This window comes from Neobacillus cucumis, assembly GCF_023715505.1.
In genome coordinates this window covers 14,296-35,039 of sequence record NZ_JAMBOH010000008.1, presented here as the reverse complement: position 1 = coordinate 35,039, position 20,744 = coordinate 14,296, and the positions used below count along the sequence as shown (strand labels likewise).

At 43.3% G+C, this 20,744-nt stretch carries 20 protein-coding genes; 19 read left to right on the top strand and 1 reads right to left on the bottom strand.

From position 1 onward, the window contains the following. The first annotated feature begins 4 nt into the window (after positions 1–4). From M3226_RS13440 to M3226_RS13415, 6 genes are all read left to right on the top strand, one after another. Positions 5–412: a F0F1 ATP synthase subunit epsilon gene (locus M3226_RS13440; protein WP_251566159.1), complete on the top strand. Its 408-nt coding sequence runs from the start codon at positions 5–7 to the stop codon at positions 410–412. A gap of 413 nt (positions 413–825) precedes the next feature. Further along, complete coding sequence (locus tag M3226_RS13435) at positions 826–2,109, top strand: ABC transporter substrate-binding protein (protein ID WP_251566157.1); 1,284 nt, start codon at positions 826–828, stop codon at positions 2,107–2,109. Positions 2,110–2,209: 100 nt separating this feature from the next. Next, the gene (locus M3226_RS13430; RefSeq protein ID WP_251566155.1) at positions 2,210–3,085 is read left to right on the top strand and encodes a carbohydrate ABC transporter permease; all 876 of its coding nucleotides are present in this window, start codon (positions 2,210–2,212) and stop codon (positions 3,083–3,085) included. Positions 3,086–3,087: 2 nt separating this feature from the next. Next, positions 3,088–4,002 carry a carbohydrate ABC transporter permease gene (locus M3226_RS13425; RefSeq protein WP_251566153.1) on the top strand — a complete coding sequence of 305 codons (915 nt, stop codon included), beginning with the start codon at positions 3,088–3,090 and terminating at the stop codon, positions 4,000–4,002. A gap of 278 nt (positions 4,003–4,280) precedes the next feature. Continuing rightward, positions 4,281–5,294: an SIS domain-containing protein gene (locus M3226_RS13420; RefSeq protein ID WP_251566151.1), complete on the top strand. Its 1,014-nt coding sequence runs from the start codon at positions 4,281–4,283 to the stop codon at positions 5,292–5,294. Between the two features lie 56 nt (positions 5,295–5,350). Continuing rightward, a complete protein-coding gene (locus tag M3226_RS13415) occupies positions 5,351–6,187 on the top strand; it encodes a PfkB family carbohydrate kinase (protein ID WP_251566150.1) in 837 nt (278 codons plus the stop codon). 253 nt (positions 6,188–6,440) lie between these two features. Here M3226_RS13415 and M3226_RS13410 read toward each other — a convergent pair whose 3' ends face one another. Next, on the bottom strand, positions 6,441–7,427 hold the full coding sequence (locus M3226_RS13410) for an SIS domain-containing protein (protein ID WP_251566148.1): 987 nt from the start codon (positions 7,425–7,427) through the stop codon (positions 6,441–6,443). A gap of 241 nt (positions 7,428–7,668) precedes the next feature. Between M3226_RS13410 and M3226_RS13405 the strand changes: the two genes are divergently transcribed. The 13 genes from M3226_RS13405 to M3226_RS13345 all read left to right on the top strand — a co-directional run bounded on the left by M3226_RS13405 (position 7,669) and on the right by M3226_RS13345 (position 20,744). Next, on the top strand, positions 7,669–8,505 hold the full coding sequence (locus tag M3226_RS13405) for a sugar phosphate isomerase/epimerase family protein (RefSeq protein ID WP_251566146.1): 837 nt from the start codon (positions 7,669–7,671) through the stop codon (positions 8,503–8,505). A gap of 111 nt (positions 8,506–8,616) precedes the next feature. Beyond that, positions 8,617–9,336, top strand: coding sequence for a GntR family transcriptional regulator (locus M3226_RS13400; protein WP_251566144.1), 720 nt, complete (start codon positions 8,617–8,619; stop codon positions 9,334–9,336). Between the two features lie 44 nt (positions 9,337–9,380). Further along, positions 9,381–10,238, top strand: a complete 858-nt coding sequence (locus M3226_RS13395; protein ID WP_251566142.1) for a YitT family protein — start codon at positions 9,381–9,383, stop codon at positions 10,236–10,238. Between the two features lie 1,402 nt (positions 10,239–11,640). After that, a complete protein-coding gene (locus M3226_RS13390; protein ID WP_098527788.1) occupies positions 11,641–12,012 on the top strand; it encodes an NADH-quinone oxidoreductase subunit A in 372 nt (123 codons plus the stop codon). After that, positions 12,003–12,515: a NuoB/complex I 20 kDa subunit family protein gene (locus tag M3226_RS13385; RefSeq protein ID WP_141561107.1), complete on the top strand. Its 513-nt coding sequence runs from the start codon at positions 12,003–12,005 to the stop codon at positions 12,513–12,515. The genes M3226_RS13390 and M3226_RS13385 overlap by 10 nt, the downstream gene beginning before the upstream one ends. 3 nt (positions 12,516–12,518) lie before the next feature. Further along, entirely contained in the window at positions 12,519–13,817 is a 1,299-nt protein-coding gene (locus M3226_RS13380) for an NADH-quinone oxidoreductase subunit C (RefSeq protein WP_251566140.1), read from the top strand. Between the two features lie 3 nt (positions 13,818–13,820). Continuing rightward, positions 13,821–14,921, top strand: a complete 1,101-nt coding sequence (locus tag M3226_RS13375) for an NADH-quinone oxidoreductase subunit D (RefSeq protein ID WP_251566138.1) — start codon at positions 13,821–13,823, stop codon at positions 14,919–14,921. Then, positions 14,921–15,925, top strand: a complete 1,005-nt coding sequence (nuoH, locus tag M3226_RS13370; RefSeq protein ID WP_251566136.1) for an NADH-quinone oxidoreductase subunit NuoH — start codon at positions 14,921–14,923, stop codon at positions 15,923–15,925. The genes M3226_RS13375 and nuoH overlap by 1 nt, the downstream gene beginning before the upstream one ends. Before the next feature lie 60 nt (positions 15,926–15,985). Beyond that, positions 15,986–16,405, top strand: a complete 420-nt coding sequence (gene nuoI / locus M3226_RS13365) for an NADH-quinone oxidoreductase subunit NuoI (protein ID WP_098527792.1) — start codon at positions 15,986–15,988, stop codon at positions 16,403–16,405. Then, on the top strand, positions 16,402–16,923 hold the full coding sequence (locus tag M3226_RS13360; RefSeq protein WP_251566134.1) for an NADH-quinone oxidoreductase subunit J: 522 nt from the start codon (positions 16,402–16,404) through the stop codon (positions 16,921–16,923). The genes nuoI and M3226_RS13360 overlap by 4 nt, the downstream gene beginning before the upstream one ends. Next, positions 16,920–17,234, top strand: a complete 315-nt coding sequence (nuoK, locus tag M3226_RS13355) for an NADH-quinone oxidoreductase subunit NuoK (protein ID WP_251566133.1) — start codon at positions 16,920–16,922, stop codon at positions 17,232–17,234. The genes M3226_RS13360 and nuoK overlap by 4 nt, the downstream gene beginning before the upstream one ends. Before the next feature lie 133 nt (positions 17,235–17,367). Continuing rightward, positions 17,368–19,239 carry an NADH-quinone oxidoreductase subunit L gene (gene nuoL / locus M3226_RS13350; RefSeq protein ID WP_251566410.1) on the top strand — a complete coding sequence of 624 codons (1,872 nt, stop codon included), beginning with the start codon at positions 17,368–17,370 and terminating at the stop codon, positions 19,237–19,239. Beyond that, complete coding sequence (locus tag M3226_RS13345) at positions 19,236–20,744, top strand: NADH-quinone oxidoreductase subunit M (protein ID WP_251566130.1); 1,509 nt, start codon at positions 19,236–19,238, stop codon at positions 20,742–20,744. Before nuoL ends, M3226_RS13345 begins: the two co-directional genes overlap by 4 nt.

Below are 20,744 nucleotides of genomic sequence, written 5' to 3'. Positions count from 1 at the left end.
AAAAATGAAGACGATTAAAGTCAGTGTTGTTACTCCCGATGGCCCGGTGTATGAATCAGATGTGGAAATGGTAAGTACCAAAGCTAAAAGTGGTGAGTTAGGTATTTTACCTGGCCATATTCCATTGGTTGCTCCGCTTGAAATTGGTTCGGTTCGTCTGAAAAAGGATGGAAAGACGGAATTTATCGCAGTGAGCGGTGGATTTTTGGAGGTTCGTCCTGATCAAGTGACAGTTCTGGCCCAATCGGCTGAGAAAGCATCTGATATTGATGTGGAACGTGCCCTAAGAGCGAAGGAACGTGCCGAGCAGCGTATGAGAGACCAGCGCGCTGAGCATATGGATTTCAGACGTGCTGAGCTTGCCTTGCAGCGTGCAATCAATCGCCTCGCCGTATCGGAAAGAAGATTATAAATAAAATGAAAAACCTCTCTGGAGTGTGCCGGAGGGGTTTTTTTTGTTTAAAAAGCAAAAATCATATTCTGTATAACCTAATATATTTTCGAATAAATAATTTTTTTCTATCAGAAGTGCTATTATTATGATATTTTTATCTAATAAAGAAGTATTGTACAATACTAATTCGCTAATCGAAAAATAGTAAATAAAGTATTTATCAATCCGCAACAAATTGTTTGAAAGTTTTAGCTATTTTGATATTGACGATAAACGTTATAACATGTAATAATATATTATAATACAACAGGTGATAAACACTGACAGGATAGGTCGAAGGAGGATGGACAAAAAGATTAATATATTGGTTTAGTTCATTATGAAAGCGGTTTAAAAAACCTTTTGCCAAGTGAATGAATTTACTGGGGGGAATGTATGTGAAACGTTGGTTTAGTGTAGCTGTCATTATTTTAATGGTTATGTCATTAATTATCGGTTGTTCCTCAAAAAGCACTACTTCAAAATCAAAAGATGGAAAGACTACGATCACATTTTTTTACCGTTGGCCAAATGAGCCGTACAAGTCCTATTTTAAAAGTGTTATTGCCGACTTTGAAAAACAAAATCCTAACATTAAAGTCGAAGAGGTAACCGCATTAAACGATGATTATAAGCAAAAAGCAAATGTTCTTCTAGGAAGCCAGAATCCACCTGATGTATTCTTTAGCTGGGCTGGAGAATATGGACAAAAGTTTATTAGAGATGGTGTGGCGTTAGACCTGACAAAATACTATCAAGATGACACTAAGTGGTCTGGCCAGTTAATCAGCGCACAAGTAGATTTCTTTAAAAAGGATGACAAAGTCTATGGAGTACCGCTTTTTACAGACAGCAAGCTGTTCTTCTACAACAAAGATCTATTTGATAAGTTGGGATTGAAAGCACCAACTACGTGGGATGAGTTCATGAACGTATTGGAAACCATTAAAAAGAATGGAACAACACCGATCATCCTGGGAAATAAATCACCTTGGGCTGCCGCTCACTATGTAACAGCGTTGAATCAGCGATTAGTTCCAAAGGAAGTGCTGGACAAAGATCTTAGCTATCAGGGAGCCAAGTTTACTGACCCTGGATATGTAGAAGCATTAAAGAAATTAAATGAATTAAGACCATATTTTAATGACGATCCAAATGCAGTTGCACATGATGAAGCAAGAGGCCTTTTCCTGGGCGGGAAAGCAGCAATTACATTCCTAGAAACACAGGAAATTACGTATATGAAAGATGCAACCTTTAAATGGGATACATTTAAGGTACCAACCATTGAAGGGGCAAAAGGGGATCAGGGCGGTTTAATCGGTGCACCTGAAGGCTTTATGGTTCATAGCAAATCTGCTCATCCAAAAGAAGCGATGGCGTTCTTGAAGTTTATGACGTCTAAGGCAAATGGCGAAAAGTTAATTAAAGATACTGGATTAGCTAGCACAGTTGTTGACGCAGTCAATGAGAATAGCGCAACGAAAGAAGAAGTAAAAGCAATGGATTTAATTAAGGAACAGAAAAATATGTTGATCTGGACTGATAGTGCGCTAGACAGCCGAATCTTCAAACCATACGGTGATGGAGTACAGACGATGCTTGGCGGCGGAATGAAGCCTGCAGAAGTTATGAAGAGTGTTCAAGAAGCAGCAAAACAAGTGTATCACAAGTAACAGTATCTACAAATCTATCAAAGGTGCCGGTTAAGAGAGACAACAACTCCCTTTTAACCGGCAAAATGCTAAATGATTTTGTTGTTTGGGGGGGGTTAAGATGCGCAGAACACGAATGGTCCCGATTCTTTACATGGCACCGGCCTTGGGTTTGCTGGCTTTATTTGTATACTACCCATTAGTTCGAAATGTCGTAAATGGCTTTTATGAATGGAACCCATTTACATCAGATAGAAGTTTTGTTTTCCTAGATAATTATCTACGACTCTTTAAAGATCCTGTTTTTTACACAGTGATAAAAAACAATATGTTATACGCGGTGATCTCTGTGATTATGCAGGTTGGGCTTGGGTTAGTGATTGCAGCGGTACTGGAAGATAAGATTTTCAGGAGATTTTCGACCTTCTTCCGGACAACCTTTTTCATCCCCGTTCTCATCTCGATGACGGTCATTGGAATCCTGTTTAGTTTTATTTACAATCCGGAAGTAGGGCTGCTAAACAGTTTCTTACGGCTAATCGGACTAGGGGATTTGGCGGAGGGCTGGCTGGGCAACCCCAAAACAGCGATTTATGCAGTCATTTTTGTCTCTCAATGGCAAAGTATTGGATATGCGGTCATGTTGTATGTGTTAGCAGTGCAAAAGGTGCCAGGAGAATTATATGAAGCGGCCACCATCGATGGGGCCGGGAAGATTCGTACATTCTTCAGCATTACAGTTCCACAAGTAAAAGAAATGACCTTTGTTCTATTAATCTATACAGTGACTGGCTCGTTCTTAGTTTTTAGTGAAGTATATGTATTAACGAGTGGTGGTCCGGGGAATTCATCACAGGTTTTTAGTACATATCTCTATCAAAAAGCGTTTATTGATAATGAGCCAGGATTTGCATCAGCGATCGCAAACGTGATTCTTGGTATCACGCTTATCTTTTACTTTGTACAGAATAAATTCTTAAAAACAGGGGAGGAGTAGAAATGAAGCTGGTCGAATCCCAGGGAGATTCAGTGAGACAAGATGGAAATCTTGAAAAAATTGTCAATGTAAACTTAAAGTCTGCTAAAAGCAAATCTGGCTTTTCAATCGTTGTCGGTTTGATCTTTCTCTTTTTACTCCTTTACTTTGCAGCCATTGCCTATCCATTGTTCTGGATGGTCATCAACTCCTTTAAAACGACGGCTGCCATTTTTAACGACAGCTGGGGACTTCCAAAAGAGTGGCTCTTTTCAAATTATACGACGGCTTGGGAACAAGGGGTTTCAAGCTACTTTATGAACAGTTTGATTATCACGGGCGGGACCTGTTTGTTGACGGTGTTAGTAAGTTCCTTGTGTGCGTATGGTTTAACTCGTTTTCAAATCAAAGGCGGCAAGTTCCTGCTTTTGTTTGTTTCAGCGGGTCTGATGTTTTCTCCGCAAAGCAGTTTGATTCCGCTCTATGAGCTGGTTCAAAAGCTGGGGATCTTTGATACGTATTGGGCATTGATTTTAACGTTTACGGCCTACCGTATTCCTTTAACCGTGCTGCTAATCCGCTCTTTTTTTCTATCGATTCCGAAAGAGTTAGAGGAATCTGCTTACCTTGACGGAGCTAACAGCTTTAAGGTGTTTACAAAAATATTCCTGCCAATGAGCAGACCGATTCTGTTCACGGGTGTAATTTTAACCGCTTATTATGCTTGGAATGAGTTCTTATTTTCGATTCTCTTTATTCAAACAGAAGACGTTAAACCGATTACCTCTGGACTCTTAGTGTTTAAAGGTGCCTTGAGCACGAATTGGGGCGTACTGATGGCTGGTTTGGTCATTTCTGCCATTCCGCTTATTGTCATCTTCCTCATGATGCAAAAATACTTTGTCCGCGGCTTAGCCGAGGGAAGTGTGAAGGGATAATTTTTTAAAAATAGGTTCTGTTAACTGATATTGTTTTTTATACTCTGTTGATTGGATCGGAAGGCGCCGACTCCTCGAAAATGCTATCGCATTTTCTTCGTGCGTGGGCGGATTCGAGGATGAATTTCAATGTCCTGCGGGAGTAAGGGGCAGGGGAGACCCCACAGGCGCTAATGCGCCGAGGAGGCTCCCCGGCACGCCCGCGGAAAGCGAGTGCCTGGAGAGGAAATCAACAGCCAAATTTAACGGCTTAAAAATAATAATAGGGAGTGGACGCAATGTTGAATTTTAGCAGGGAAAAGTATTTAAAGGTGACAGGTGGAGCCATCGGGCTGAGAGAAGAAATTGAAAGAGTAGTAGATAAGGTCTATGAAAAAGGCTTTAAAAACCTTTTCTTAATCGGATCCGGCGGGGCAGTGGCAACCTTCTATCCATTCGAATATATGGTGAACTCAACATCGACGATTCCAGCCTATGCGGAAATTGCCGCAGAATTTGTTTTACAAAATCATAAACAGTTAAGTGAAGAGTCACTAGTTATTCTTTCTTCTCTATCAGGGACGACAGAGGAGACGGTTGCCGCAGCCAAATATTGCAAGGAAAGAGGCGCAACTACTATTGGCTTAACAGGTGAGTACAATAAGCCGCTAGCTGACACAGTAGACTTTCCATTAGTCAACTTTGCAGAGAATGATTTTGCCAGTGATTCCAATCAATTGGTGCTCTTCCACCTTATTTTTAGACTGATGCATAAAAATGGCGATTTCCCTGAATATGAAAAATTTGCTGCACAGCTTGAACTACTTCCAGAAAAGTTAATCGAGGCAAAGGAAAAATTTGAGCCTAAAGCAGAAGCGTTTGCGATTGTTTATAAGGATGAGCCATACCATATGGTAGTTGGTTCGGGAACCACATGGGGCCGTGCCTACTCTTATGCGATGTGCGTACTGGAAGAAATGCAGTGGATTAAGACGAAATCAATCCATGCGGCGGAGTTCTTCCATGGCACCTTGGAGTTGGTTGAAGAGGATACAAGCATGATTCTATTAAAAGGGGAAGATGAAACTCGTCCACTAATGAATCGTGTGGAGCAGTTTGCTGAACAGTATACGAAGAAATTAACGGTGCTTGATACAAAAGACTATGCACTAGAGGGAATCAGTTTGGAATTTAGAAAGTATTTATCACCAATTGTTACGTCTACTCTTCTGCAAAGACTTAGCGTCCACCTGGAAGATAAACGGAATCACTCATTAGAGATTCGAAGATATTACCGGACCGTAGCATATTAAAAAATGTAAGGGAAAGATGATATCTTTCCCTTATTCACTAATGGGAGGGAAAATTAATGAGATTAATAGCGGTTGGAGATAATGTAGTGGATTATTATGAGGATCGAGAAGAAATGTTTCCTGGCGGGAATGCCGTCAATGTGGCTGTTTTTTGGAAACGTTATGGTGTAGAGGAAGTTTCATATATTGGCATCGTCGGGAATGACGAAGAGGGCGGGCATATTGTCAGCTCGCTAGCACAGGAACAAATTGATGTTTCCCGGGTAAGGAAAGTGTTCGGACCCTCAGGAGAAGCCGTTGTTACGTTGGATGAGCAGGGCGACCGTAAGTTTGTCGGCTCGAATAAGGGCGGTGTCCAGAAAGAGCTGAAATTGAACTTTACCGAATCTGAACTAGCGTTTATCAGCACTTTCTCGCTGCTGCATACAAGCGTATTCAGCCACTTAGAAAAGGAATTGCCTTTATTGCAGCAGTATATTGATCTCTCATTTGATTTTTCAACGAAATATGATGAGGACTATTTAGAGCTTGTCTGCCCCTATATAAAATTTGCCATTTTCTCTGGCGGTGACTTAACGAACGAGGAGTGTGAGAGACTAATCGCGCGTGTTCACCAGCTTGGGACACCGAATATTATTGTGACCAGGGGTTCGGAAGGATCTTTATTCTCCGATTCAAAACAGCTATATAAGCAAGGAATTGTAGAGACGGATGTAGTCGACACACTTGGTGCAGGTGACACCTTTGTAGCAATCTTTTTAAAAGAATATGTCTCCTCCGGGAACGCTCAGGAGGCAATGGAAAAGGGTGCGGCGGCGGCGGCTGAAACGTGCCAGCGCTTTGGTGCCTTCGGCCACGGGAAAAAGCGTGGGAAGCGGATTACTATTGGTTAAGGCAAGGAAACCTGTTCTTTGTAGAACAGGTTTTTCTATTACGCTTATAAAAAACACTCCCTAAGTCTTTAAGACTTAGGGAGCGGATTCATTTTAAGAGATAAGAAAGTATAAATTTCGACTTCGGGAATTGTCTAGCTCCAGGCGCCATCGGCTCGAGGTCACAAGCCAATCCGTCCAAAAGGTTAAAGAACAACCTTTCGGCCGGCTCGTCTTGTGCTTGTCGCCGATAGGCGGGCGCCTTGCGCTTTTCTTAGTATTCTACTTTCCACATATATCTTCTTTTTGAAAGCGGGTGATTACGCGCATCGGCTAATTGTTCTGCATAGCGGCGGAGAACGTAATTTAAGACAAGCGGTGCGATATATCCCTTTAACTCTTCGTCAATGCCTTCTAAATCAAGCTCTTTTGCATCTAACACGACGAGTTTTTTACCATATTTTTTCGAAAAATCTAAGGCTCTTTCATCTAGTGGACGTGTTTCATCTAAGCCAACTAGGATAATAAATGGTACTTCTTCATCAATGATTTCAAATGGACCATGGAAGTATTCACCGGAGTGAATGGCGTTAGAGTGAATCCACTGCATTTCTAAAAGAATGCAAGTAGTATAGGAATAGGCAATTCCATAGTTGGCTCCGCTCGCCATCGTATAGATTACTTTTTCATCCTTGTAGCTTTGACCAAATTGTTGGGCACGATCTTCAAATTGCTTGCCAGCTTTCTCAAAAGCGGCCTGGGTATTGAATAAGCTATTGACCATTTTGTCAAACTTATCGTTTCCTTCTAGGACGTTTAGAACACCCATCGTTAGTTGATATAGTAAGCCTAAGTTGGTATTGAAGGCAACGGATTCTGCGCCCCATTCGTATTTAACAACGAATTCACTTTCTTGTGCCAGCGGGGAGGTTGGTTCGTTTGTGAAACCAACTGTTAATGCACCTTTTTGACGGGCAAATTCCGCAGCCTTTACGGTTTCAGGAGTGGTACCTGACATCGAGCACAAGATGACAAGTGAATTTTCGCCAAGTTTTCTAGGGTTGCGATGAATGAATTCATTGGAGCTGTATACATCAGAAGGAATGTTTTTTGCTTCTCGGTCCATGATATATTTGTTCGGATACATGATAGCAGAGGAACCGCCGCATGCTACAAAGTATACATGGTTAATTGTGCGCCCTTTCAAAGCATCTAACACGTTTTTTACCTGTGGATCTACAACTACTTGTGAGTTTACCATTCATTTTTCCTCCTTAGGACTATTTGATCTAACATATAATAATACATTATATGATGTTATAGTATTATACATGATATAAATTGTCAATCTCTTTTGAAAATTAAATTTTATATTTTAATAGATACTAATACTGAATTGACTTATAACATATTATAATGTTATATTAACTTTGAATATCTTACTAAATGAGATAGTTTTTGGTTTAAAAATAAATACAGGATGAAGTGAAGGGGATGGGGAAATGTCAAGGATCACGAAGGATCAAATTACGGGAATGAACTTCCATTATAAGCACTATCCTTTGGAATACTTTTTAGATGCAATGGTTCGATATGAATGCAAAAATATTGAATTATGGGGAGCATCCCCTCACTTTTATGTGGATGAACTAACACTTCAGGATATGAAAAATATAAAAAGAGAGATTGATAGAAGAAACTTGTCGGTGGTCTGTTTTACACCGGAACAGTGTGTCTATCCAATCAACCTTGCGGCCAAAGAGGATAGCATTCGGGAAAGAAGTATCCAATATTTCATCAAATCAGCCGAGGCCGCAAAAGAACTAGAGGCACCATTACTATTAGTTACGCCAGGCTGGGGCTATGAAAATGAAGATAAAAAGGAAGCTTGGAAGCGAACGAGAGATTCTCTTGAAAGATTATCAGCCGTTTCAGGCGAACTTGGGTTAACCCTTGCGCTTGAACCTTTAACAAGAGTAGAATCCAATATCATCAACGATGCGAAGTCATTAAAAGCGATGCTAGAGGAAGTAAATAGTCCCTTCCTCAAAGGGATGATTGATACGATTCCAATGGCTCTAGCTAATGAAGATTTCAATGATTATTTCAGTATCCTTAAAGACGAGATTGTCCATATTCATTTTATTGACGGGAAACCGGAAGGCCATCTGGTCTGGGGAGATGGGGTCTTACCGCTGCAGAAATATATCGATCAGTTGAGTGAACATGGTTATCAGGGATCGCTCACTTTAGAGTATACATCCTATCAATATGTGCAGAACCCAGATGAGGCGATGGAACGCACGTTGGACGTGCTTTCAGGGGTGTTAGCCGATTGAAACAAATTGATAGCTGGAAATTTTTTATATATACTTGAAGTAATTATGGAAAAAGCAGCAATGGAATAATGATGGCAGTGTGCTAATAAGAAAATTAGGCAGGTGATTGATATGTTAAAACAGGATGATCAGATTCCTTTATATATTCAATTAAAGGAATCGCTCCTCAGCTCGATCTTGAATGGGGATTTAAAGTATGGGGATAAAATCCCGACGGAAGCAGAATTAAGTGAAGAATATAAAATCAGCAGGATTACCGTAAGAAAGGCGATTGTTGAACTGGTGGAAGATGGGTTCCTCGTCAAGCGGCAGGGCAAAGGAACGTTCGTTAACAAACGGAAGATTGAGCGAAAGATTGTCCACTTTTTAAGCTTTAGTGATGCCTGTAAAGCAAATGGCCTGACAGCGAGCAGTAAAGTCATAAAAAAGGAAATTGTTCAGCCAACGGCAAAGGATAAAGAGCTGTTGCAGCTTGAAGAGGGGGATGCCCTGTTATTTATTCAACGAGTCCGCTTAGCTGGCGATTCTCCGATTATGATTGAAAACAATTATTACTCCTATAAAAAGTTCCATATCTTACTGAATGAGGATTTAGAGGGTTCCGTCTATAAAGTAATTGAAGAAAAACTGAATATTAAGCCTCGTGGTTCCTGGGAGACGACGTTGGAGATTGTCCGGGCGTCAGAGGATGAAGTGCAATTACTCAATACTTCAAGCGGCGAGCCTCTATTTTATATGGAAACGACCGTATATGATGAAAACGACGAGCCTGTTCATCGCGGAAAACAGTATATTTTAGGTGATAGCTATAAATTCATCTTCCAGCAATAGTTTTAAAAAGAAAATCGGAATTCGATATGGGGAAGTAGAGCGCGATGAGGAAAACGATCCAAGATTGTTTATACATTTTGCTGGGTTCGCTTATTTTTTCAATTGGTATTAACTACTTTACAATCCCAAACCTGTTGTCAGAAGGCGGGATTATCGGCTTAACGATCATTTTTCACTATCTGTTCCACTGGTCGCCTGGGATTGTGAATTTTATCCTTAATACGGTGCTTGTTTTGGTAGGAATGAAGTTTTTGGAAAAAAGGGCTATTATTTATACGTTATTTTCCATTTTTTCATGTTCTTTGTTTTTATTTATTACCGAGGAAACGGGAAAACGGCTGACGAATGACACGTTATTAGCGGCCATCTTTGCTGGTTTATTGGTGGGAGGCGGCTTAGGGATTATTTTCCGTGCCGGGGGAACCTCTGGCGGGACGACGATTTTAGCGAGGCTTGCCAACCAGTTTTTGGGCTGGAGTATGGGGAAGGGTATTTTGGCGATTGATCTTATCGTAGTGGCGGGCTCGGTGTTTATCATTGGGCTTGGGAAAGCGATGTATACGTTTATTGCAGTTTATTTGGGTGCTAAGGCGATTGATTTTATCGTGGAAGGGCTAGAAGAAAAGGTGGCTGTCCTGATTATTTCTAATTCATCTGACTTGGTGTTGGAAGCGATTACGAATAAGTTATCACGAGGAATTACGGTTTTAGAGGGACGCGGCGGTTATACCGGTGATAATAAGGATGTGCTTTATATCGTGATTAATAGGCAGGAAATTGTTCAGCTGAAGAATTTGATTCATGCAGTGGATGAGGATGCCTATGTGACCGTTCATCTTGTTCAGGAGATGATTGGAAAGGGATATAAGGTCGGTAAGACTAAGATGGCGAAAGGTATGTAGGGTAGGTTGTTTGAGGGAGTGATATTGGTAAGGAGCGGGTTCCGTTAACTATCGCAACCAATATTGCTGGGGTACCTATATATGTTCGCTTGCAGATTGTGATTGACTACCGGGATGGATGATATTTGAGGATGCCGGTCGTTAATGAGGTCTATTGACTACCGGGATGAATGATTTTTGAGGATGCCGGTCGTCAATAAGGTCTATTGACTACCGGGATGGATGATATTTGAGGATGCCGGTCGTTAATGAGGTCTATTGACTACCGGGATGGATGATATTTGAGGATGCCGGTCGTTAATGAGGTCTATTGACTACCGGGATGGATGATATTTGAGGATGCCGGTCGTCAATAAGGTCTATTGACTACCGGGATGGATGATATTTGAGGATGCCGGTCGTTAATGAGGTCTATTGACTACCGGGATGGATGATTTTTGAGGATGCCGGTCGTCAATAAGGTCTATTGACTACCCGGATGAATGATTTTTGAGGATGCCGGTCGTTAATAACGTTTATTGACTACCTTGTTGAATCATTTTTTTTGTTAACGGTCGTCAATCAATATTCCTATTAGTTAATCATCTTTTGCATTTCTAAGCGTGTATATTTTATTAATAGTTAGTTCGGCCAGTCTTGCGACTGGCTTTTTGAGTGGGAAAGATATGTGTGGTGAGAAAGACTCAGTTTTTTCTAGAGGTGGTATGATGAGGACAATTCTGCATATGATGATAGGGGAAATAAATATATTTAGTTGGACTCAAGTACGGGTGTTAGAAAATGTTCTAGCAATATAACAGTTTGTGTCATTTTTTGATAAAAAAGAGTGATTCTTGTTTATTTTTTAGAAATAGGAAAGAAAAGTGAACATTTGATGACAAATCTCACAGACAAAAGAGAAGAAATTATTGTTAAATAGTGGTTGTTGTCGATAATTTTAGTAGGGTTACTGGGGTTTTTGCCAACCCTGTTTTAGGCACGTCATCTTCCACCGAGGCTCCAGATCACGTGCACTGAAAGCCGCACTTTGGATTAGTTTTGCTGGTTCGCTCTTGCGTCATCCCTGATGTATTTAGAGGAGCTTTTCTGCACAGATCACGCAAACGCTCAAGGGGGAGGGACCCGTGTCTTAAGACAAGTTTAGTGTGGGAAAATTGGATTTCTATCGCCATGTGAGAAAAGCACATTTCGCTTTCGCTGACACTCCATCTTGCAACGATTCCCTATTTGAAGTCTCTTTTGAGAGCCAGCTCTCACGAGGCTAAAAATGGGAAATTGCCGCGGCGATAGAATTCCAATTTTTATAAAGTTGGTTTGTCGACACGGGTTTGTAACAGTGCTATAATGAATTCGGTTACATATTTAATTAGTATGAAAATTTACAACATTGGAGGGGATAGACATGGAACTTAATGTATATCAGAATAATTATCTGATAGTTTTTGTGTTCCTATGTCTTGGTGTGCTGCTGCCTGTGGTGGCGTTATCTTTTGGGAAACTTCTGCGTCCGAATAATCCGAGCGATGAGAAGAATACCACATATGAAAGCGGTATTGAGCCATTTCACGATTCGCGTGTGCAGTTCAATGTCCGCTATTATATTTTTGCCCTGATGTTTGTTATCTTTGATGTAGAAACAGTGTTTTTATATCCATGGGCGGTTGCTTATGATAAGCTTGGGATCTTTGCGCTCGTTGAGATGTTAATTTTTGTGGCGATGCTTTTACTTGGCCTAGTGTATGCTTGGAAGAAGAAGGTGTTACGATGGATTTAAGACTAGAAGATTTCACACCGGATGAAATAAGAGAGTTAGAACGAAATGTATTTTTTGCCACGCTGGAGCAAATTAAGGCATGGGCACGGAGTAATTCTTTGTGGCCGATGACATTTGGTCTGGCTTGTTGTGCGATTGAGATGATGGGCACCGGGGGAGCGAACTATGACCTTGACCGGTTCGGGACGATTTTCCGTACATCACCGCGGCAATCCGATTGTATGATTGTTTCTGGTACAGTGACGAAAAAAATGGCACCGATCTTACGCCGTTTATATGACCAAATGCCGGAGCCTAAATGGGTGATTGCAATGGGTTCATGTGCGACTGCCGGCGGACCGTATGTAAAATCGTATTCCGTTGTTAAAGGAGTCGATCAGATTGTTCCGGTGGATGTCTATATCCCAGGATGCCCGCCTAACCCTGCTGCTTTAATATATGGAATCAATAAGTTAAAGGATAAAATTCGTTACGAAGCGAAGACAGGGAAGAAGGTGATCTAACCGATGAGCGGGGAGAAGGATCTCGAACAATTAAAGAAAGAGGCGGCCGCGAAGGCAAAGGCTGAGGCATTAGCAAGGCGTAAGGCGAAAGAGGCTGGCGGATCCGCACCACCACCGGCACCGGAAGAGGCACCAGCACCAGCCGCTGCTGCGAGTGCGGGCAACGCTGATGACCTCGCCAAGAAAAAGGCAGCCGCAGCTGCGAAAGCAAAAGCGGCTGCGTTAGCGAAAAAGAAACGCGAAGGGATCACGGATAAAGAGGCGCCAGCTGAAGAAACACCAACGCAGGCTGCGGAAACTGCTTCAGCAAATGACGCTGACGATCTCGCGAAGAAAAAGGCGGCCGCAGTGGCAAAAGCGAAAGCAGCGGCCGCAGCAAAACGCAAAGCGATGGAACTTGCGGGCGGTACGGCACCAGCTGAAGAAACCTCGTCTGAGCAAGGCGATGATAACGATGACCTCGCAAAGAAAAAGGCGGCCGCGGTGGCAAAGGCGAAAGCGGCAGCTGCAGCGAAACGCAAGGCAATGGAATTAGCAGGAGGAAACGCCACTGAAGCGGAAGCTCCAGCAGGGGACGATGCGAAGGCAAAGGCAGCCGCAGCGGCAAAAGCCAAAGCAGCAGCGGCAGCAAAAGCAAAGGCCGCGGCAGCCGCAAAGGCCAAAGCAAGTGGAACCGATGCAGATGCAGGCGGCGATGATGAAAAGGCAAAAGCGATTGCAGCCGCGAAAGCGAAAGCAAAAGCAGCGGCAGCAGCCAAAGCAAAAGCAGCAGCAGGCGGGAAAGCGGGTGCCGCAGCTGAACCGGCAGCCGAAGTGAAGCCATCGGTCAATCAGCCATACTTAGATAAGTATGTAAAAGTGATTGCAGAACACTTAGGTCCGGATGTTTTAGAAGATTCTTATATTAATAAACTATCCAAAGATGTTCCGACACTTGTGGCGAAGCATGATACATATTTCAAAGTAGCTCAATTTTTAAAATATAATGAGCTGCTCGGGTTTGATTATCTGTCAGAGCTGCATGGAACAGATTTTGAAACACATATGGAAGTCTATGTTCACTTATACTCATACAAAAACCGGCAATCGGTGGCGTTGAAAGTAAAGATTGACCGAGATGAACCAACAATCGAATCCTTGCAGCCACTATGGGCCGGCGCGGACTGGCCTGAATGTGAAGCATATGATTTACTAGGAATTAAGTTTAAAGGACACCCCGATTTACATCGGATCCTGCTTGGAGAAGATTGGGTTGGCCATCCACTGCGTAAAGATTATGAACAGTATGATGTGGAGGTGTAGCGGGTGATCAGAACAGAAGAAATGTTACTAAACGTCGGTCCCCAGCATCCAAGTACGCACGGAGTTTTCCGCTTGGTTGTTAAAATTGATGGGGAAATCATAACCGAAGCAAAACCTGTCATCGGTTATTTACACCGTGGAACGGAGAAATTGGCCGAGAATCTGCAATATACGCAGATTATCCCTTATACCGACCGGATGGACTACCTTTCAGCGATGACCAATAATTACGTTATCTGTCATGCGGTTGAAACGATGATGGGAATCCAGATTCCTGACCGCGCTGAATACCTGCGCGTCCTGGCGATGGAGCTAGGGCGAGTTGCGAGTCACCTTGTTGCCTGGGGAACTTATATCCTTGACCTTGGTGCGACGAGTCCATTTATTTACGCCTTCCGCGATCGTGAAATGATTATTAATATGCTGAATGAGTTATCAGGCGCCCGCTTGACCTTCAACTATATGCGTGTCGGCGGTGTGAAGTGGGATGCTCCTGAGGGCTGGATTGAAACGGTAAGGGATTTTGTTCCGTATATGCGCGAGCAGTTAAAAGGTTACCACGACCTTGTTTCCGGAAATGAAATCTTCTTGGATAGGGTAAAAGGTGTTGGTAAATATACGAAGGAAGAAGCGCTTCAATACTCGCTTAGCGGACCAAATCTACGCAGTACAGGTGTGAAGTGGGATCTTCGTAAAGATGAGCCATATTCGATTTATGATCGCTTTGACTTTGATGTACCAACCTCTGAGGACGGTGATTGTCTAGCCCGCTACCACTTACGGCTTGCTGAAATCACTGAATCGTTAAAAATCATTGAGCAGGCTGTCGAGCAATTCCCTGCTGAAGGTGACATTATGGCCAAGGTTCCAAAAATCATCAAAGTGCCAAAAGGTGAGGGGTTTGTCCGAATTGAATCACCGCGCGGCGAGATTGGCTGCTATATTTACAGTGACGGGAAGAAAGAACCGTACCGCTTAAAGTTTAGAAGGCCATCATTCTATAATCTACAAATTCTGCCGAAATTACTAGTAGGCGAAAATATTGCAAACTTGATTGCCATTTTAGGGGCAGTGGATATTGTCCTTGGGGAGGTCGACGGCTAATGATTCAAGATTTGCTCCAATCAAGTCCTGGCTTAGTTAACTTTGGAATATTCTTTTTACTTGGTGTTGTCTTGCTTTTAGTCGTTTTAGGTTTCGTAACTTACGGAATCTTAGCCGAACGGAAAGTAATGGGATATATGCAATTGCGGCACGGCCCAAATCAACTTGGCGGCCGCTGGGGTCTATTGCAGACTGTTGCGGACGTTTTAAAGCTATTATTAAAAGAGGATGTTATCCCGAAAGCAGCAGACCGGCCATTATTTATTTTGGCACCGATCATTGCTTTCGCACCGTCATTCATGGTGCTGGCCACCTTACCATTTACCGATAAGTTTCAGTTTGCGGATATTGGTGTCGGCTTACTTTATTACATTTCTATTTCAGGGTTAACTGTTTTTGGGATGCTGCTGGGCGGCTGGGCATCAAATAATAAGTATGCACTTTTAGGCGGGATGCGTGCGGCGGCACAGATGATTTCCTATGAAATCCCGCTGGTCATGTCCGTGTTAGGGGTGATCCTGTTAGCAGGAAGTTTAAATTTAAATGATATCGTCATGCAGCAGAGGCACGGCTGGTTTATCCTATTGCAGCCAATTGGCTTTATCGTGTTCTTTATCGCTTCAATTGCGGAATTAAACAGGACACCGTTTGACTTGCCAGAGTCGGAGAACGAACTGGTTGCCGGTTATTTCGTTGAATATGCTGGATTTCGCTGGGCGTTTTTTATGCTTTCAGAGTATGTATATGTATTTGGGATGTCGACGCTGATTACGGTCGTCTTCCTTGGAGGCTGGCTGGCGCCATTTGCGTTCCTTAGCTTTATCCCTGGAGCAGTATGGTTTGCACTTAAATTCTGTTTAATCGTCTTTATCTATTTCTGGATTCGGAGTACGCTGCCGCGTTTCCGCGTCGACAGATTGATGGAATTCGGCTGGAAAGTCCTATTGCCAATCGCATTAGGAAACATCTTCCTGACCGCTCTCATCAAATCATTATTCTTTTAATTACATTTGTGGTGCCTGACACCAATAACAATATTTAAACTGTCTAAAGGGGTGAAAAACGTGCTTGGAGTATTTAAAGGCTTGAAATATACCCTTAAACAATTATCGCGCGAAAAGGTTACGTATGATTATCCGAATGAGCCGCTTCCGCTGCCGGACCGCTTTCGCGGCATCCAAAAGTTTTATCCGGAAAAGTGTATTGTCTGCAATCAATGCATGAATATCTGCCCGACAGAATGTATTAATTTAACGGGTAAGAAGCATCCGGACCCAACCAAAAAGGGGAAGATCATCGACACATACGATATTAACTTCGAAATCTGTATCCTATGTGATCTGTGCACAGAGGTTTGCCCGACGGAAGCAATCGTCATGACGAATAACTTCGAGCTCGCCGCATACAGCCGCGACATGTTATTTAAAAATCTGGAATGGCTGGATGAAAACGACGAAAACGTACGGCAGGTGAATAAACCATGACATTCTCAGGCGAATTCCTCGCATTTATGGGACTCGCACTCGTGGCCATTATCGGCGGCGTTCTGCTGTTAAACTTGAATAAGGTAATCCATATGGTTGTCGCTCTTATTTTCACATTCGTGGCGATCGCGGGGATTTATGTACTACTTTCTGCAGAGTTTATTGCGGCAGTGCAAATCTTAATCTATTCAGGGGCCATTACGATCATCATGCTTTTCGGCATTATGTTAACGAAGCATAACGATGAGAGCGAACCCAAAACAGGCAGATTACGAAAGTTCCTCTTGTTCCTTGGAGTAGTCGGCTTTGCCTTTGCGGTTTACATTGGCATCTACAATTTCAATATTGAGCAGGTTCCGACCAAGCTCCATGAAAATAACACATTACAAATTGGGCAGGCGCTCTACTCAAAGTATATTATTCCATTTGAGTTAACTTCTGTTTTACTATTGGTGGCACTCGTCGGCTCGATTATCTTAGCAAAAAATGATAAGAAGAAGGAGGCGGATGAGGAATGAGTTCAGTTCCCGCTTCAGCCTTCCTGGCACTGGCACTAATCCTATTTTGCATTGGCTTATACGGTGCTTTGACAAAGAAAAATACCGTTATCATCTTGATTTCAATTGAACTAATGCTGAATGCCGTTAACATAAATCTGGTCACCTTCAGCAAATATGGCATGACACCATCGATTACAGGTCAAGTCTTCGCCTTGTTTGCCATCAGTGTGGCAGCAGCGGAGGCAGCGGTAGGTCTGGCGATTCTTATTGCTCTATATCGCAACAAGAAAACCGTCGACATCGACGAAATGGATACAATGAAACACTAATTGGACTCAGGCAAACCTCGGGTAGTAAGCCCTTGAGGTTATTCGACCAAACTTCGGACAGTAAAAGCACACCCGTCCGAAGGAGAATCGACAAAATTCGGATGGTCACTCATCACCATCCAAGGGGTTGATAATATTGGAAAATGCATGGCTTATCCCGCTTTTCCCGCTATTATCGTTTTTGATCCTTCTTCTATTCGGTAAGCGGCTGAAGGAGGCGAGCGCATATGTGGGGATTCTCTTCACGCTCGCATCGCTGATATATTCCATTTTGGTCTTATTCGAGCGCTTTACAGAGCCAACCTACGGGACAAATTTTGAATGGCTCACGATAGGGGATCTGCATCTTACAGCGGGCTTCGAAGTCAATCAATTAAATGCATTAATGCTGGTAATCGTGTCGCTCGTTAGTTTCTTGGTACATACGTACTCCAAAGGGTACATGCATGGCGACGAGCGGTTTCATGTATTTTATGCTTATTTAGGATTATTTACCTTTGCGATGCTGGGTCTGGTAATTTCACCGAACCTGCTGCAAACTTATATTTTCTGGGAACTAGTTGGTGTGGGTTCCTTCTTATTAATCGGTTTTTATTTTTACAAGGAAGAAGCGAAAGCGGCGGCCAAAAAGGCGTTTATCATGACTCGTATTGGGGATGTTGGCCTGTTTATCGGGATGATCCTTCTTTTCTGGGAAACCAAAAGCTTCGAATATAGCGTCATTTTCCATTCAGTCGAAGCCGGCGCTATCCCAACATCGATGATTACCCTGATAGCAATTCTGATTTTTATCGGGGCAGTCGGAAAATCCGGTCAGTTCCCGCTTCATACCTGGCTTCCAGATGCGATGGAAGGTCCGACACCTGTCTCGGCTTTAATCCACGCTGCTACAATGGTTGCCGCTGGTGTTTATTTAGTCGCAGCACTATTTCCGCTGTTCGCAGCCAGCAAAACTGCGCTGCTTACAATTGCAGTCATCGGAGCGTTTACCGCCATTTTTGCGGCAAGCATCGGTTTAGTGCAAACCGATATTAAACGGGTTCTTGCCTACTCAACTGTCTCACAGCTTGGCTACATGATGTTAGCCCTTGGCTCGGCCGGTTATGTGGCAGGTGTATTCCACCTAATGACACATGCCTTCTTTAAGGCTTTGCTATTCTTAGCTGCCGGTTCGGTCATTCATGCGGTTCACTCGCAAAACATTGAGGAAATGGGCGGGCTTTGGAAAAAATTAAAATTGACCGGGCCGTTATTCTTAATCGGAACACTCGCGATCAGCGGGGTACCATTATTATCCGGTTTCTTTTCAAAAGACGAAATTCTCGCCGCGGCATGGGAAGGCGGACATCCAATCCTATTCTTGCTGGCACTCATTGCGGCATTCATGACAGCATTTTATATGTTCCGCTTGTTCTTCCTGGTTTTTACCGGGGAAGCGCGCGGCAACCAGCAGCATGTTCACGAATCGCCATCCAATATGACCTTGCCGATGGTAATCCTAGGCGTACTCGCAATCATCGCTGGTTACGTGAACACACCATGGTTCGGCACGTTCCTTGGCGACTGGCTTGTTGACGGCAATGCAGCACTTGCCCAGCATGGACATACGGAAGGTCCTGCCTGGATCATGATTGCCGCAACGATTGTATCATTAGCGGGAATTTATCTAGCCTACTTGATGTACTATAAGCGTTCGCTTGCCCGTAATTGGTTAAGCGGTACAGGGGACACCTTGCACAGTATTTTATTTAATAAGTATTATGTTGACGAGTTCTATCAATACACCGTTGTCGCAGCTACCAGAGCACTTAGCTACTTCTTGCGGTTCATTGATGTCTTCCTCGTTGAAGGGCTTGTCAAAGGTGTTGTCGGGATTGTTCAAGGACTCGGACGTGCAGGCTCTAAGCTGCAATCCGGACAGGTACAGACCTACGGGGCGGTTGCCTTTATCGGTCTCGCACTGCTCGCCGTCATTTTTGCATTAACAGGGGGGTACTTACGATGAATTTATCAGCTGTTCTTTCAATCCTAGTATTCTCCCCAATACTCGGTATCATTGTCTTGGCTATGATGCCAAAATCAGTTGAAAAACCAATCAAGATCGTTGGCTTTCTAGCCACCTTGCCGGCACTATTCTTGTCACTCGCTTGTTATCTCCATTTTCAGTGGGGCAAGAACCTGGCAGACTTCAATGTCGCAAAAGAGTGGATTCATTTCCGCGGCATGAATACCGAAGAGCCCTACTTTGCAGTCAACTACGAACTTGGCCTAAGCGGCTTTCAGCTTTTACTAGTCGTGTTAACCGCAGTAGTGGCAACATTATCAGCGATTGCCGCCGCACGGTTTGTTAAAAAAGAATGGAAAGGCTATTTTATGCTGTTCCTTCTTTTAGAAATTGGAATGCTCGGCGTGTTTACCGCTGAAAACCTAATTTTATTTTTCATATTCTTCGAGGTTACGCTCATTCCAACGTTCTTCTTAATTGGAAAATGGGGTTATTTTGAAAAAGAAAAAGCTGCATATAGTTTCTTAATCTACAATGGGTTAGGCTCTGCCGTTCTCCTTATCGTGATTATGATTCTATTTGCAAAAACAGGTACTACCAACATTGAGCTGCTGACACAAATGATGGCAGATCCAAGCGCACCGCTTTCTGGTGACTTGAAAATGGGACTCTTCATCGGTCTTTTGATTGCCTTTGGTGTGAAGTTGCCAATTTTTCCATTACACAGCTGGATGCTAAAGGTGCACGTTCAGGCACCACCTGCGGTTGTTATGATTCACTCTGGGATTCTATTAAAAATTGGTGCATATGGACTGATCCGTTTTGGATTGGGAATTTTTCCGAAGCAGTTTGATACCCTTGCGACGCTGATTGCCGTCCTTGGCGTGATTAACCTACTATATGGAGCGTTCCTAGCTTTCATTCAAACAGATTTTAAAATGGTTTTGGCCTATTCGTCGATTTCTCACATGGGGATCGTGCTCATTGGACTTGCGGCGATGAACACAGCCGGTGTACAGGGAGCAATTTTCCAAGTGGTCTCGCACGGTCTCATTTCGGCGTTATTGTTCTTCATCGTCGGCGTCCTGTACGAGCGTACCGATACGTCGCTTCTCAAGAACCTGGGTGGAATGGCGAAGGGGATGCCGCTCGCAGCCGGCTTTCTGCTTGCTGGCGGAATGGCCTCACTGGGACTTCCTGGCATGTCCGGGTTTGTCAGTGAATTTATGGCCTTCCTAGGGCTTTTCAAGGAACTGCCGTGGCTTGCTGCCGTGGGAACCATCGGCATTATCATGACCGCAGCGTACGTACTGCGCGCTGTCTTGGGAATCACGTACGGCAAACATAATCGCGAATTTACGGGCGTGGTCGACCTAAAAGGCGTCGAATTCATACCGGTTGTGGTACTAATGGTTTTAATCGTATTAATTGGAGTTTATCCAAGTGTTCTAAGTTCTCCGCTGCAAACAACACTGGAAACCATCATGTTAGGGTTAGGAGGGTGA

What these genes read in the sequence shown, in the direction of transcription:
- M3226_RS13440 (WP_251566159.1), top strand. Translation starts at nt 5, where the DNA reads ATGAAGACGATTAAAGTCAGTGTTGTTACTCCCGATGGCCCGGTGTAT.
- M3226_RS13435 (WP_251566157.1), top strand. Translation starts at nt 826, where the DNA reads ATGTATGTGAAACGTTGGTTTAGTGTAGCTGTCATTATTTTAATGGTT.
- M3226_RS13430 (WP_251566155.1), top strand. Translation starts at nt 2,210, where the DNA reads ATGCGCAGAACACGAATGGTCCCGATTCTTTACATGGCACCGGCCTTG.
- M3226_RS13425 (WP_251566153.1), top strand. Translation starts at nt 3,088, where the DNA reads ATGAAGCTGGTCGAATCCCAGGGAGATTCAGTGAGACAAGATGGAAAT.
- M3226_RS13420 (WP_251566151.1), top strand. Translation starts at nt 4,281, where the DNA reads ATGTTGAATTTTAGCAGGGAAAAGTATTTAAAGGTGACAGGTGGAGCC.
- M3226_RS13415 (WP_251566150.1), top strand. Translation starts at nt 5,351, where the DNA reads ATGAGATTAATAGCGGTTGGAGATAATGTAGTGGATTATTATGAGGAT.
- M3226_RS13410 (WP_251566148.1), bottom strand. Translation starts at nt 7,427, where the DNA reads ATGGTAAACTCACAAGTAGTTGTAGATCCACAGGTAAAAAACGTGTTA.
- M3226_RS13405 (WP_251566146.1), top strand. Translation starts at nt 7,669, where the DNA reads ATGTCAAGGATCACGAAGGATCAAATTACGGGAATGAACTTCCATTAT.
- M3226_RS13400 (WP_251566144.1), top strand. Translation starts at nt 8,617, where the DNA reads ATGTTAAAACAGGATGATCAGATTCCTTTATATATTCAATTAAAGGAA.
- M3226_RS13395 (WP_251566142.1), top strand. Translation starts at nt 9,381, where the DNA reads ATGAGGAAAACGATCCAAGATTGTTTATACATTTTGCTGGGTTCGCTT.
- M3226_RS13390 (WP_098527788.1), top strand. Translation starts at nt 11,641, where the DNA reads ATGGAACTTAATGTATATCAGAATAATTATCTGATAGTTTTTGTGTTC.
- M3226_RS13385 (WP_141561107.1), top strand. Translation starts at nt 12,003, where the DNA reads ATGGATTTAAGACTAGAAGATTTCACACCGGATGAAATAAGAGAGTTA.
- M3226_RS13380 (WP_251566140.1), top strand. Translation starts at nt 12,519, where the DNA reads ATGAGCGGGGAGAAGGATCTCGAACAATTAAAGAAAGAGGCGGCCGCG.
- nuoH (WP_251566136.1), top strand. Translation starts at nt 14,921, where the DNA reads ATGATTCAAGATTTGCTCCAATCAAGTCCTGGCTTAGTTAACTTTGGA.
- M3226_RS13360 (WP_251566134.1), top strand. Translation starts at nt 16,402, where the DNA reads ATGACATTCTCAGGCGAATTCCTCGCATTTATGGGACTCGCACTCGTG.
- nuoK (WP_251566133.1), top strand. Translation starts at nt 16,920, where the DNA reads ATGAGTTCAGTTCCCGCTTCAGCCTTCCTGGCACTGGCACTAATCCTA.
- M3226_RS13345 (WP_251566130.1), top strand. Translation starts at nt 19,236, where the DNA reads ATGAATTTATCAGCTGTTCTTTCAATCCTAGTATTCTCCCCAATACTC.